This window comes from Paenibacillus sp. 01T442, assembly GCF_056398345.1.
Genome location: NZ_JBFTPF010000011.1, coordinates 119,856 through 135,021 on the forward strand (window position 1 = coordinate 119,856; position 15,166 = coordinate 135,021).

General features: G+C 42.4%; 11 protein-coding genes. All 11 read right to left on the minus strand.

The annotated features are described in order from the left end of the window. Positions 1 to 4: 4 nt before the first annotated feature. Positions 5 to 1,102 carry a quinone-dependent dihydroorotate dehydrogenase gene (locus AC1DLM_RS12240; protein ID WP_477570068.1) on the minus strand — a complete coding sequence of 366 codons (1,098 nt, stop codon included), beginning with the start codon at positions 1,100 to 1,102 and terminating at the stop codon, positions 5 to 7. Between the two features lie 159 nt (positions 1,103 to 1,261). Next, on the minus strand, positions 1,262 to 2,095 hold the full coding sequence (locus AC1DLM_RS12245) for a PRD domain-containing protein (protein ID WP_477570069.1): 834 nt from the start codon (positions 2,093 to 2,095) through the stop codon (positions 1,262 to 1,264). A gap of 108 nt (positions 2,096 to 2,203) precedes the next feature. Then, the gene (locus AC1DLM_RS12250; RefSeq protein WP_477570087.1) at positions 2,204 to 3,622 is read right to left on the minus strand and encodes a PTS transporter subunit EIIC; all 1,419 of its coding nucleotides are present in this window, start codon (positions 3,620 to 3,622) and stop codon (positions 2,204 to 2,206) included. Between the two features lie 146 nt (positions 3,623 to 3,768). Further along, entirely contained in the window at positions 3,769 to 4,608 is an 840-nt protein-coding gene (locus AC1DLM_RS12255; RefSeq protein WP_057310672.1) for a carbohydrate ABC transporter permease, read from the minus strand. 41 nt (positions 4,609 to 4,649) lie between these two features. Continuing rightward, complete coding sequence (locus AC1DLM_RS12260) at positions 4,650 to 5,555, minus strand: carbohydrate ABC transporter permease (RefSeq protein WP_477570070.1); 906 nt, start codon at positions 5,553 to 5,555, stop codon at positions 4,650 to 4,652. Between the two features lie 88 nt (positions 5,556 to 5,643). After that, positions 5,644 to 6,999 carry an ABC transporter substrate-binding protein gene (locus AC1DLM_RS12265; protein ID WP_171634044.1) on the minus strand — a complete coding sequence of 452 codons (1,356 nt, stop codon included), beginning with the start codon at positions 6,997 to 6,999 and terminating at the stop codon, positions 5,644 to 5,646. Between the two features lie 656 nt (positions 7,000 to 7,655). After that, positions 7,656 to 9,197, minus strand: a complete 1,542-nt coding sequence (locus AC1DLM_RS12270; protein ID WP_477570071.1) for a L,D-transpeptidase — start codon at positions 9,195 to 9,197, stop codon at positions 7,656 to 7,658. A 130-nt stretch (positions 9,198 to 9,327) separates the two neighbouring features. Beyond that, positions 9,328 to 10,881, minus strand: coding sequence for an NHL domain-containing protein (locus tag AC1DLM_RS12275; protein ID WP_477570072.1), 1,554 nt, complete (start codon positions 10,879 to 10,881; stop codon positions 9,328 to 9,330). A gap of 114 nt (positions 10,882 to 10,995) precedes the next feature. Continuing rightward, positions 10,996 to 12,885, minus strand: a complete 1,890-nt coding sequence (locus tag AC1DLM_RS12280) for a FecR family protein (protein ID WP_477570088.1) — start codon at positions 12,883 to 12,885, stop codon at positions 10,996 to 10,998. A 27-nt stretch (positions 12,886 to 12,912) separates the two neighbouring features. Further along, positions 12,913 to 14,763: a CHASE2 domain-containing protein gene (locus tag AC1DLM_RS12285; RefSeq protein WP_477570073.1), complete on the minus strand. Its 1,851-nt coding sequence runs from the start codon at positions 14,761 to 14,763 to the stop codon at positions 12,913 to 12,915. Positions 14,764 to 14,932: 169 nt separating this feature from the next. Then, positions 14,933 to 15,166 (minus strand): ferredoxin, encoded by a 234-nt coding sequence (locus tag AC1DLM_RS12290; RefSeq protein ID WP_068662116.1) that lies wholly within the window; start codon positions 15,164 to 15,166, stop codon positions 14,933 to 14,935.

Sequence of the window (15,166 nt, forward strand, 5' to 3'; positions counted from 1 at the left end):
GAAGTTAGTGCGAATCTACGCCTATTGCCTGGGAAATATGTGTGAAACCATCCCTCTTTAACAATTCTTGAAGCCCTTTATTTATACGCCCAAGCAGACCTGGTCCCTCATAAATTAATGCCGTATATACTTCAATAAGACTTGCTCCAGCCCGAATTTTGTCATACGCATCTTGCGCAGTGAAAATCCCGCCAGCCCCAATAATCGGCAGCTTGCCATCTGTTAATTGATACACGCGTCGAATAACATCTGTTGAGCGCTTTGTTAATGGCAATCCACTCAACCCGCCCGCTTGCTCGCGATTAGCATGACGTAAACCTTCTCTGCTTAGCGTGGTATTCGTAGCAATGATCCCAGATATTCCGCTTTCCTTAATGATCTGTACAGTGAGATCAAGCTCATCGTCCGTTAGATCAGGCGCTATTTTGACAAGTACCGGTTTAGCCGCGCCACCATGCTTCTTATGTTGCACTTGCATTTCATCCCGCACCGTAGACAACAAGCGTTTCAAATCATCGCCATGTTGTAAATTACGCAAATCAGGTGTGTTTGGTGAGCTTATGTTAACAACAAAGAAATCTCCATATGTATATAACGCTATAATACAAGCTCGATAATCTTCCTCAGCCTGCTCGTTAGGCGTCGATTTATTTTTCCCTATGTTTACGGCAACTGGAATCACACGTTTTCCTGTTTTCTCTAAGTTGTGTGCCATTTCAGCTGTACCTACATTGTTAAACCCCATCCGGTTAATCAGTGCTCTATCTTCTGGAAGACGGAACAAACGAGGCAGCTCATTACCAGGTTGTGGTTTAGGTGTAATCGTACCAACTTCCATAAATCCAAAACCCAATTGTGAAAATCCTTTGACCGCTTTTGCGTTTTTATCAAGCCCTGCAGCAAGGCCGACTGGGTTACCGAAGTGTAATCCCCATAGGTCCTGAGTTAGTTGAGGTGATTCTGGGACCCCATATATGGATTTAAGCAGCTGCTTGCCTCCTGGTAAATTCCCAACAACACTCAGACCGTCAATCGTTAAATGATGCGCTTTTTCCGGATCCATTCGGAACAAAAAAGGCTTAGCTAATTTCTTATACAGCATGTCCTATGCACTCCGTTCTCTCTAAGTACTCTAACAGTCAGTTTAGCTGACAATGTAGAAATATGCAATCCACTTAAGACCTTAAACCTTGTATTCACACAAAAAATCCCTGCTCCACAAAGGTTGCAAGGGAATGCTTTAGCTTATATTTATTTCCACCTACACTTCTGTGCGTTGCAGCAATCGCTCCAAATGCATCGTTAAGTATCCCGTCTCATCATCAGGTACTTCTAATTGCAGGGAATCACTTAACATTAACGATAGAACCTTGGMCTTCACGTAAGTGTCGCCGTATTCTTCTTTAATTTTGGAAAGGAGTGAGTTTTGTAGCGTTTTCTTTGACTTAACCCGTTCAATTACACCTTTTAAATGGGAGATAAAGCGAAGTGTCKAGAACGAATCATCGAAATTAAAGCCAAGTTCCTTCGCAGATTCGATCGTTTGAGAGACCACTCTGACAACAGCTAGAGAATCGGATGCTTGCTCTTTCTTACGCGCACTGTTGAAATGCATCGTCAAGAAAGCAACCTCATCCTCAGGCAATTTCACATCTAGATGTTCATTCAGGAATTCAACAGCTTTCTTAGCAACCTTATATTCCTCCGGGTACATGTATCCAATTTCATAGGCAAATGGATTCGTAATGAAGATTCCGCGCTTCTGCCGCTCAACCGCAAAGTTAATATGATCTACGAGCGATGCATGGATCGTTTCAGAGAAATCGCCTTCCAGCATGCTTTGTGCGTAGGCAATCACCTCTTCGGTGATCCCGATGATTTTCACATCGACGGCATTTAGGATTTGTTCATAGTTTTTCAGTACTTCCGATGTATGTAAAAGGAACTCTTGTGTAATTTCACCTTCACCAATTAGCATACCAGGTGTTTTCTTGAATCCGATCCCCTTACCAAATGCAATGGAATTTTTCCCTKAGCTTAAATGCGCCATCACCACGTTATGGGATAGAACATGTATGATCGTCCGTTCAATCATAAGACACCTCCCAATTTATAGTTTCGGGGTCCCCGCAAAGTAATCGGAATAGACTTCGAAGGCATACGTCACTTTGTGGGGTATATTTAGGCTTGTCCTGATTATTTCTCATTTTGTACCTAGTAAAGGTTTAATGCTTTCACGAATTTGTTCTGATTCTGTCCMAAAAACAACGTGAACGTTGCCTTTTCCTAACCGGATGACACCGATAGCACCTAATTCCTTCAGCTCGTTATCTTGCACGAGTACCTCTTCTTTAACCAGAAGACGCAGTCGTGTAATACAAGCATCAATGGAGATAATATTAGAAGCTCCGCCAATATGATTTAGAATACGTGTTGGGCGATCTACCAGAGAAGGTTTCTCTTCAGCAGCTTCTACCTCAACAAATTGCTCAAAATCATCCTTACTTGTTACTTTCATCGGAAAGAAGTGTAAATAAGCTCGAAAGGTTATAAAATATAAAATGAAGTAAACGGCTCCAATGAGTAAAATCCAATAGGGATTCGTCGCCAAGTGCCAGTTCAACACGAAATCAATAAAGCCTGCCGAGAAACCAAAACCCATTTTCACTTGAAGGATATTCAAAATGAGCATGGAGAAACCTGTAAGAACTGCATGAATCACATAAAGACCAGGGGCTACGAACATAAACGCAAATTCGATTGGCTCTGTAATGCCTGTTAGAAAACTCGTCAGTGCTGCAGTTAACATGACTGGAGCTACAAATTTCCTTGTAGAAGAAGAAGTACTTCTAACGACAGCAAGCGCGGCTGCTGGTAAGCCAAACATAATAACAGGATAAAAACCTGTCATAAACATGCCGGCTGTAGGATCCCCTGCGAAAAAGCGTGAAATATCCCCATGTACCATTTTTCCTGCTGGAGTAACGAAATCCCCTATTTGAAACCAAGCGATATTATTAATGACATGATGGAGACCAGTTGGAATGAGCAAGCGATTCATGACACCGTAAATGAAAACCCCAATGTTTCCGTTATCTACAATCCATAATCCTACTTCACTTATCCCTCGCTGTACGGGTGGCCAGATAAGCCCAACGACTACACCAAGGAAAACCATAACTAGGGATGTCACGATTGGAACAAACCGTTTTCCGCCGAAGAATCCAAGCGACTTAGGTAATTGAATATGACTAAATCGATTGAAGAATGTAGCAGAAAGCATCCCCACCATCATCCCACCTAGCACGCCTGTATCCAATGGCTCTGAGCTGCCTGAAACCATTTGAAAATGTTTAAGAACGTTATCAAAGACCAAATATCCAACCGCAGCTGCTAAAGCAGCAATGCCTTCTCCAGATGTTAAGCCAATCGCAATTCCTATTGCGAAAATGAGTGGCAAATTATCAAAAATTGCGCTTCCACCTAGCTCGAAAATTTGAGCCACATGAACAAGGAATGGATCATTAAAAGACATTTTACCAATTCGAAGAAGAATGGATGCTGCCGGCAGCACCGCAATAGGGATCATCAACGATCTCCCCATCTTCTGAAATGCATACATTACACTCATCAGATTCACCTATAGCCCACAAGTTTGGCCGTTTCTTGTTTGCTTTTACCTATCCCCATTATAGTAGAAAGAACACCCCTCCGAAAGGATAAATTCCTCTAGGTTAAGGTGTTTTTTCTATGCATTGCCATATACAGTTATTTCACAGCTCCTGCCGTAATCCCACTTGCAATCTGGCGTTGATATATCATATATACGATCAAAGTCGGTAATGTTGTGATCAGCAATCCGGCGAATAATGGACCCCATTCTACACGATATTGCATCTCAGCTTGCATAACAGCCAAACCAATTGGAAGCGTGTACTTCGTAGGCTCGTTCGTAAGAACAACCCCTAGGAAGTATTCATTCCAGTTATTCAACATGTTCGTAATCATCACCGTAATCAGACCTGGCTGTGACAATGGTAACATAACCCGGAAGAACGTGCCATAGTGTGAAGTTCCATCAATAATCGCTGCTTCTTCAATTTCTTTGGGTAGCGATTTGTAGAACCCAACAAGCAAGAAGATCCCGAAAGGCAAGTTCAGTGCCGCGTAGACGAGGATTAGCCCCAACCACGTATTGATAAGGTGCAAATCATTCAATAAGAAGAACAATGGGATCAAAGCAAGTGCGAACGGAATCATCATGGAAGAGATATAGATCGTAAGAAGAAATTTGTTCCCTTTAAAATCGTATCTCGCCAAAATATAAGCCGTCATCGCTGCAAGGATCATCCCCAGTAGCGTACTTCCTACCGTCACCACAATGGAGTTCAGGAAGTATGTACTGAAATTGTATTTACTCCATACATACGAGAAGTTGGACCAGAGTAATGGGAATTTAGGCAATGCCCATGGTGCATTTAAGAAAAATTGTTCATTATTTTTGAGCGCATCGAGCAATGTCCACACAAGTGGATAGAGCACGGCTACACTCCATATGATCAGAATGATCCAGACTAACATTTTCGCTAATGGATTTTTGATAGCCATACGATGGTTTCCCTCCCTCAGTATCTTTGTCTATGATGACTTTAGTGCATTTCGATCGTTTCTTGGCGCATGATACGTTGCAAGATCAGTGTTGTAATAAGTGACACGATCAGAATCATGACACCAATGGCTGCTCCATAACCGAAATGATACTGTTGAAAAGCCATCCGATACAGATAAGAACCCATAACTTGCGTCGTATTATCGGGCTGTCCGCCATTGGTCATTAGCTGAACAATTACGAAGGAGCCGTTGAGTGTAGTAATAACGATGTTAACGATGGAAACCTTAATCTGCTCCCAGATGAGCGGCATGGTGATATGGCGGAATTGCGCCCCTTGACCAGCTCCGTCTATATTAGCTGCCTCATAATAGGAAGCAGGAATATTCACGATTGCAGCAATCATTAGGATCATGTAGAAGCCGATACCTGCCCAAATTGTTGGGGGTAGAAGCATCCAGATCGTGTGCTGTGGAAATCCTAGCCAAGTAATATCTACTTTTTTCTCAGTAAAGAGAGACAAGAAAGCATTCAAGAAACCGATTTGCGGATTGTAAATGAAATTCCAAAGTACGCCGATAACAACGACTGAAATGACATTCGGGATAAAGAAGATGGCTCGGAAGAAACCAGAACCCTTCAAGTTGAATCTTGTTAACGCTACGGCGAAGAAAGTCGCCAGAATCATAATTCCAATTACTTTACCCACAACTAGGAAATAGTCATTTCCAATGGCTCTAAGTACAATCGGATCTTTGAAAAGCTCAACGAAGTTATCAAAACCAATAAACTCGCTATTTTCAGACATTCCTGACCAATCATAGAAAGACTTCTGTAACGCCTGTATAACGGGATATATCGTAAATACGCAGAAGAATAGAAAAGTCGGAATGATGAATGAAGCGATGAATAAATTCCGTTTCAGCTTTTTCGAGTTGGTCTTCATTCTATCGTCACCGTCCTATCATTAAAATGGCGGAGAACGCCTTAGGCAGCTAAGCCTTTGTTGTTCCCCGCACTGCTTCATTCAGTTCCTATTTCTTTTGTTTTGCAACAACATCAGATACACGAGTTACCCATTGTTCAGGTGTAATTGTGCCGATTGTCAAAGCAACTGTTGCATCTTGCATAGCTTTGTCTACGTCAGCAGCAAAGGAAACGGTTGGTACAACTACAGTATCAGGGGATGACAAGAATTTCGCAGCATCCTTAACGAAGTTAGGAGCTTTGGAAGAAGAAATATCACCTTTAACGTTGGAAGGAGCACCACTTAGCTCAGCCCATTGGGAAGCTTGTGTTTTGGAGAATACGAATTGCATAAATGCTTTTGCAGCATCTTTGTTTTTCGCTTTTTTCGCGATACCGAAAGTAGCTGTGGACGTGTTAGCTACAACTTTTCCACCTTTATCTTGCGTAATGGATGGAATGAATCCGAAGTCAAAGCCGCCTGGAACGTCTTTCGCCATTTCGTTTGGTAACCATAGACCGTTCGGGATGAATGCGTCTTTATGTTGTAGGAACAAGGATTGGGAATCCGTGTGGTTGATTTGTACGGATGCTTTGTCGATGTAGCCTTTATCACGCATTTGAACGATTTTGTTTAGACCTTTGATGATTGCAGGGTTTTTCCAAGCCTCAAGATTGTTTGTGGACATATCTTGCAGCAATTTGTAGTCATTGTTGTTCGCAGATACAATCGCTGGAAGCAATACGCCACCGTTGATGTAGTACGGATATTTACCAGTGTGGATGAATGGATTAATGCCAGCACCTTTAATTTTCTCACTTACAGCCAAGAACTCTTCGAAATCTTTTGGCTCAGCCCAACCTTTGTCTTTGAAAAGAGCTTTATCATAGAAAATACCCCATGAGCTCATTACGAAAGGAATGTTGTACGTTTTACCGTCAAATTGTTGTGGCTTTTGTGCAAGTAAATCAATGATTTTCTCGCCATCCACGTTTTTAGCGTCTTTGATCCAATCCGTCAAATCTTCCAGTTGTCCGTCTGTAACCATTTGGCGGTCGAACAACTCAGGTCCATCGATGTATACAAAATCAGGTGGGTTACCAGCGATCCAACGGGGTTTCATTTGCTCGTTGATTTTTGGTCCCGCACTTTCTTTAATTTTCAAATCAGGGTTTTTCGCTTGGAAATCAGCGATAACTTTTTTCCACCATTTGTCGCCGTATCCGCCAACAAAGTATTGGATTTCAAAATCACCAGTAAGTTTAGTTGAAGCTGCTGCAGTAGGAGCTGCGGATGCTGCAGCTGTTGGAGCCACAGATGCTGCTGGTTTTGTTGTTTCTACCGGCGTGGATTTACCGCAACCTGCAGCTACGAGTGCCATTGACGTTGCCAAACCAATTGTTGACCATTTTTTCATGTTCATGTGATCATCTTCTCCCTTTTTTAATTCATCTAATAATTTATTGGTGAAGCGTGTACCCGATAGTTAAACTTCGTCTTAGTTTGCACGATCAACCCCTTTCATGATTCAAAATTGGCAAAATAAAAAGGGCATAGTTATAGAAGAAGACTTGCATTTCTTCTAATAACTAATGCCCTTGCGGTAACATGTTATTAAAACTGACATATTCAATTGTTTTATGTGTTCCGTGTGATTAAATCTTACAATATAATGACATGAACGTCAATACTCTTTTTATAAAATTGCTCATTTTTTCTTATTCGTTGAATGCGCTTACTTATGATATGATAGAATCATCTCGTTTAATCCTAATGGAAAAGGTGATTCTTATGGCCAAACGCAAACCAGTAACCGCTTCGCGGAGACAGAAAAACGAAGTTRATATGAAAGCGATTTACTGGACAGGATCGATTTTCTTAGTTGTCATAGTACTAATGACTTTACTGCTCATTTTGAACAAATGAATTCATTAAAGTGATTGAAAACTTCACATTTTGAATTGTAATCGCTTTCCGAATGATTGTCAAGAAGAAACTTGCAGCAACTACATACTGAAAATTTATTGCGTGTTAACCCGAAAAAGGAGGTGCAAGCTTCAAACTTGCACCTCCTTTTTTTCAATCCAGCCATTTATAGACCTTATTTGGATTATTATCTTTCGTCTCCAAAGGCAAACCGATCGCTTGCTGAGGTATTCCACCACCTGCGCCTATTCCTTCACCCGCTTCAGAAATAGGTAACACGCCCTTCCCAATCGTCACTTTCGTTTGCCCTGGAACCATGTTATATAATTCTTCCACATCCTGCTGCAGCATTCGAATACAACCATGAGACTCGTCTTTGCCTATACTCGCTGGTTTATTCGTCCCATGAATCGCGTAAAGCGTATTAGACAACGTCATGCCGCGGCTGCCGAACTCACCATTCGACCTGCCATTCGGGTTACGTACTTTTTCACTGATCATAAACTCACCTTGCGGCGTCTTATCTCCACCAAGACCTACAGGATAACGCCTCAGGATGAAATCTCCACTCACAACTGCCAGTTGATGCTGTTCAGTATCAATGATAATCCTAAGAGGCTCAGTAAACGGTTCTGGCGAGGCCACAGGCTGCGAACTGCTCGCCGCTAATGCCTTCTCTTCATTCGATTGCGGAGATTGTCCTCCAGTAGCAGTCCCTGCTGTTAGATTAGATGCCTGAGCTGCTTTCCCACTCGTAAGTTCAGCGACCTTTTGTAGAGCAACAGGAAAAGACTCCTTCATTTGCGGTGTAAGTCCTGGCAATAGATTATCTGGATACGGCTTCGTTAACTGTTGTGGCTTATCTGGTAAAACACCCGTCTTTTTTTGATAGGCCTGAATCGCACTTTGCAAAATAATCGCTTCTTCACGATCATGCATCCAAGCTTGAATGACGGGCACTAGCTTTGAGCTGTCTACCACCTGGCAAGAGCAAATTTGTGCCTGATAATACTTTAACACCGCTTGATTTCCACCCGTCCCTGCATGCTCTACACTAAGTAAGGGACTAACCGATCGATGCCATTCTTTCCATTTGCCATCTTGACTTGGAGGCGCATCCATGATTACAGATTCTCCCGTCCCTCTGACAGGAGGTTGTAAGATCTGTTGCAGCTTCTTGCCCCAATCCCCATCAGAGAAATACAGCTTTAATCTGGGATTATCCACCTGAATGTCGGTTTGCGCTGGAACCGCGCTCAACACCTCAGACTGCTCTGTTGTATCGACTACACGCTCCACCCCATCCGATTGAGCAAGATCCATCCCTGCAGGTAGCGCTAGTAAAATTAACATCACAAGATATGGCAACCATTTCCGTTTACCACGTGATCGAGCTTGACGATCTCCAGCTGCAACTCCTTCTTTGATTTGCCGCGGAACCGTCAAGTTGGGAGGCAACGGCTCGTCCAACACGATCTTTTGTTGCTCAAAAGCTTCATATATTTCCCCAGCCTGTGCAAAACAGTAAGCCGCCTTACCTGCTTTCCCCTGAGCTGTATACTCTCTGCCTAGTAAATACCACGCCATTTTATGGTCTGGATGCTCTTTGACATATTTCTTGAGATACTGAGGATCCTCGATCGGATTATGTTGGAAGAATTTCGTCAATTGATCGTTTCGATTATTCGGCTTCAAGCGTTCATGCCTCCAGTCCACTTTCCACTATTCTCCGTTTTTATCGGCAATCGAGGCACAAAGCTGAAGTCCAAAAAGAAAAAGGCTTGGTCAGGGGATCTCCCGTTCCAAACCTTTTCAAACTACAAATCTATTTCACAAATGTTTTCACACGTAAAATGGCTGTTTGTACCGCCGCATGCCACTGCACGTCCAATCCAATCTGTTCAGCGAAGAAGCGAATAGGCACATAAGTACGATCTTGCTTCACATAAGGCGCAACATCTGTATCTACTTTCAAATCTGGCAGACCAGTTTGCTTACGAGTAATCCCCTTTTCACCAATGGTTAACTCTACGGTCAAATCACCTTTGGAGAGCTGTACAATTGATTTTCCAGCCCGTTCAGCATAAGTCACCTTATACCCAAATGTTTCACTAATCGCACGAACTGGCACCATGGTGCGCCCATCTTGAATTTCAGGTTGCGCATCAAAGGAAATAAGTTTGTTACCGCTAACTACCTTCACTTGTCCATCATTCGAAACAGCTCCTGGCAATTGATAAGGTGTAATTTTGCGGACTTTGTTATTCGATGCATCCGCTACAATCACATTACCTTGTGTTGTTACCAGTACATCGGAAGGATTATAGAACGCTGCAGATTGCTCAACGCCGTCCGCCTCCCCCGTTTGAGGCGTACCCGTTACCGTAGTGACTTGGCCATTCCACAGATATCGAACCGAATGATTCAAGCTATCCGCGATAAGAAGCCCCCCCTCAGAGGTCACAGTCAGACCCTTCGGGAAGTCAAACTTCGCTTTCAAAGCTTCTCCATCTGCATAATCACCTGCTGCATACAACTCATTCTTCCCATAGATCGCAAAACCACCAACAGTTGGCGTAGATCCAGCTATTGTCGATACACTTCCTGATGCAAAATCAATATAACGGATACGTTGGTTCCCTGTATCACTAACGTAAAGATTCCCTTTGCCATCCAATGCAAGTCCAGAAGGCTCATTAAATGTCGCCGTAGAAAGGCTACCGTCGTGATATTCGCCCGCGAAGGAAGCTTCGCCTGGACGAACCTGAATCACACGTGTGACAGGCGCAGAGAGCGTCGTAACGCGACCATCTGTTGCGATTTTACGAATGGTATGATTAAGTGAGTCCGCCACATATACGGTACCGTCAGCACTAATAGCAATATCACTCGGGTGATTAAAAGTAGCTTCCGAACCCTTACCGTCTTTATTTCCTGGCACGCCATTCCCCGCAACTGTGGAGACAGTCCCATTAACGTCTATTTTACGAATGGCATGATTGCCGGCATCTGCCACATAGACATTGCCTTTAGCATCAAGCGCTAGTCCTGTCGGCTCATTAAAGAAAGCTTCTGAAGCTTTTCCGTCAAGAAGACCTCCTGTCGGGAAACCTTGTGCATTTTTCGTAACAGCAAGAGCAGGACCAGCGAAAGTGGAGACTTTGCCATCCTTCACTTTACGAATCACATGGTTGCGTGTATCCGCGATGAGCAAGCTGCCATCTGGAAGCTGCAGCACGCTGCTTGGGGCACGAAATGCTGCTTGCAGCGCATCCCCATCACGATCTTCAAAATCGCCGATGCCTGCTAGGGTCGATATATCCGATAGAATTTGTCCAGTGCTAGATTTCAAACCGTCCGCTTCTAAGCCAGCGGCCAAAGCAGACGATCCTCCTATCAACGTAGCAGCAATTATACTTGAAACAAATATGTGTTTTAAGGGTTTCATTGGAGTCTCCTTTAATTCAACTGATAAACTTGATAAGTTAGAATACTATACAGGTGGCAGACCAATATTTGGCATAGGTGTCCCAGTACCTACCGACTTTGATTGAATACTTGTTAGTGGAATATCAATAGTTTCAACTCCACCATTCGCCTTCTTGCGAACAATCACAATTTTACCAACACTGATGTCAGTAGCACCAAAAGTTACCATCGGAATACTGACTAGCTTTTTCTTTCCAGTAACCGAAATATTCGCCGCACTTCCAAAATTGGTTACAGCATATATAAGTTCGTTTTGTGTACCTTGTGATTCATAGGCTTTGATATAATCCGCACTTTTAAGTGGATCATTGAAAATAGCTGAATTGGCGCTAAACGGAACCTCTGAATAATAATTATAATGCGCATTGAAACCGTACAGTAAATGGACTTCTACACCATAAATATCTTTACCATATGTGTCGATGAAATCAGTCAAATTGATATTCAAATTAAAACTAGTACGGGTTGCAACCTCTCCAATTGGTATATCAACTTTATCTACAACTTCCATACTTACAACTGGCGTTGGTGCGGGTGTCCCTGTGTCACCACCACTGTTATCATTGCCATTATTATTGTCACCTGAAGCCGGTTGCGTTGGCGGGGTCGTACTAGTACCTTTATTCGCTTCCTCTTTTGCTGTTTCGAACGCCTTCTTCTCTTGCTCTGATAAAGTAGCCTTTAACTTCGCTTCCGCATCAGCTTTCGCCTTAGCTTCCGCAGCTAACTTTTCTTCTGCAATTTTTTTCTTTTCTTCTTCTAGCTTTTTCAATGCCRCAGCAAGCTTCAGCTTAGCTTCTTCAGCTTTTTTATCGTTTTCCAACTTCGCTTTCAACTTTGCTTCTTCAAGCTTCTTAAGCTCTTCTTGCTTCTTCTTCTCTAATTCAGGATCCACACCTGCCGTTTTATCCAGCGGCTTAACTTTGGATAAATCCAGCTTCTTATCCGTTGAATCGATTTTTTTATTGACTTCAGCAATAATCGCGTCTACCGTTTTTTGATCTAGCTTCTTATCAGCAATAGCTTGTTTAGCTACGTTACCGATTAGATTTTCTAAGTTTTGTTTCACTTTATCGAGGTCAGACTGGTTTTTAATACTCAAAGAATTTTTATCACCCGTAAACGTTCCATCTGCAATTTCCTTTTGCTTTTTCGCAATAAACTCATCGTTTTCTTTATCTATTTCTGCTTTATTGAGGATTAATTCTTTAATAATTTCTGGCGAAGCATTTTTAATAAAATCCTCTAAGTCGAAAAATTCCACTTTCAAATCCAGATCATTGGTTTCATCTCTTGAATCCAAGGAAATTTCTTGTGTTGGGTTCACGTATGTAATCGTTGTGGTTTGTGTCTCATCCGAATTGGACGTTACTGTCGAAGCGGATACTCTTCCTGATCCAACAGCCATTTTGGTTTTTCCAGAAACAGGATCAACGGAAACGTAGAATTGCGTTCCGCGTACCCCCATTACCGCCGTTGGTGTTTCAACTTCAAATTCATCATCTGCGCCAGCCAATGATTTAACTTTGACCCACATCGAACCCGCCCAAACTTTCAGCTTGGACTTCTTATTTCCATTCGCAGAGTTGAGGTCTGATACGTTGAGTTCCGCATTGTCACCTAATGTAACATCAGCGTCTCCACTTGCTAAGTTTAGTGTTACCGAGGAGCTATCTCCTGTATAAACGGTATCGCCTTGGTTTAAGCTCATGCTCTCATACGCATCATACGTTTTGGAGCCGCCGCCTTTTTTAATCGTGACGTCTCCAGACAATACTGAAATAATGGCAACCCGGACCGTTTTCGCATCCACGGGGTTCACCAACAGCACAGAAACTAAACTAAACACTAAGCTAAAACTCAATAACACTGATATAAATGATTTCTTTGTCATTCCCACTCCGCATGCCTCCCAGCAATTCTATTTCAAATGCCCCATAACTTCATAAACAGCAACGGGTTTTTCTTTCCCTTTTACTTTAATTTCACCAATGGATTCGATCTCAAATAGACCTTTGACACGTTCATACGTCTGTTCACTAATCAAAATCTGTCCTGGCTTAGCATTAGATTCTAGTCGTGCTGATAAGTTAACGGTGTCTCCAATGGCTGTATAATCCAACCTCAGATCTTCAGAACCGATGTTACCAACGACCGCAGGACCACTATTAATACCTAATCCGAATTTCACACCGATACCATAATTCTTAATCAATTTCTGCTCAAGAATATCTGCTTGAGACTTCATCTCAATCGCAGCACGTACGGCCATTTCAGGATGATTCTCATATTCAATCGGTGCACCAAACATCGCCATAACGCCATCACCAATGAATTTATCTAACGTACCATTGAACTTAAAGATTGCTTTCGTACAGACATCTAGATATTCATTTAACACTTGAATAACCTGCTCAGGCTCTAATCGTTCCGACATCGGTGTAAATCCGCGAATATCCACAAATATCAATGAAATATCCTTACGGCTTCCGCCAAGCTTCACATCTTCACCTGACTGTAATAGTTCGTCCACAACGGTTTTGGAAACGAATCGACCGAAAATACCAGTAACCCGATTCCGTTCTTTTCGTTCTTCTAAATAATGGCTAACCAATGACCAAACATAGATCGTTACGAGTGCAAATTGTGGATACACCAACGGTAAGAACATAGAACCAATACTATAGAATCCTAACCATACAAGACCATAAACCACGAAGATGCCTAGGAAAATAAACAGCGCTGTCTTCCCATTGAACTTTTCAAATAAAAATATAGCCAACAAGGAAATAAGTAGAATAATCGCAATACCAGCCGATTTCGAAGCATCTTTGAAGAAAGTACTTTCTAATAGGGTTTGAATCATATTGGCATGAATTTCAATCCCAAACATCTTGACCGAGGAGATCGGTGTTGGGTATTCATCCTGCATGGCCGTAACAAATGGACCCACAAGCACAATGCTACCCTTCAGCGGCAATGCTTTTGTACTATTCAGTACATCTACAAAAGACAGCAACTCATAACCTGTCGTCGCATCAACCTTTTGTCTCGGCTGTGTGAAGAACTCTGTTGTTACTTGATTTCTTTCGTTCGTTGGTACGACTTCATTCCCGCGTTTCCACTCTCCAGTAGCTGAATCGCGCTTTACCTTTTCATTTTCATCTAAAACTAAATTCGCAAGAGCCACACTGAATGCGGGTATGTAAGCACCTTTCTCATCAGGCAAACCGACGGGAAGTTTACGAGCTTTGCCATCCTTATCAACAAATACATTGATATGGGCCATTTGATCTCTTTTGGTCGTTAGGGTTGAGGAGGGATAATCAATTCGCTCAGGAACTAGTTCGCCTGCTGACTGTTGTTTGGAGGGATAGTTAATTTGTACTGGCAAAATAATATTGGAATACTTCGCTAGCACGTCAGCTAAAGCTTTATCGTCTGCGGKATTCTTCGATGGCTCAGCAAGCACAACGTCGATCCCAATCGCAGCTGCACCTGATTGTTCTAACTTCTCTATGACTTGGGCATATGTACTTCGATCCCACGGAAACTTCCCGATGGCAGAAAGGGATTTTTCATCAATTTTAACAATCTTAATCCGATCATCCGGTTGACGCTCATCCACCGACTTTGCGCCACGCAAAATATCTTGGAGAGGACCCTCGACAAAATAAAATAAACCGCTGGAGTTCACCGTGTAGAAATATGTCGAAAATACCATTAACAAGAGTCCTACTACTAAAGTCTTAAGCCATTTCTTCTTACCCATATAATCCTCCCCGAGTTTACTAGTTTCATTGTAAGATGCTAGCTGTGAATTGGCAATAAATTGTTACAAATTTCACATTTATCCAACAAAAAAAGAGCTCGTTCCCTCTTAGGAAACGAGCTCTTTCGACATTCCGCGGTATCTCCACAAAATGATTTTGTAATTATGATTAGCTAAAAGGTGAATCCGCAACTTTAATGGAGTCAGTTGGGCAGCCATCTTGAGCATCTTGTAGGTCATCAAATAGATCATCAGGAATTTCAGTAACCCCTTTGTTTCCATCACCTTCAAAAATCACTTCCGCCAAACCTTCATCATCATAATCATAGATATCTGGAGCTGTAGCTCCGCAAGCGCCGCAAGCGATGCACGTATCTTTATCAACAAATGTATACTTAGCCAT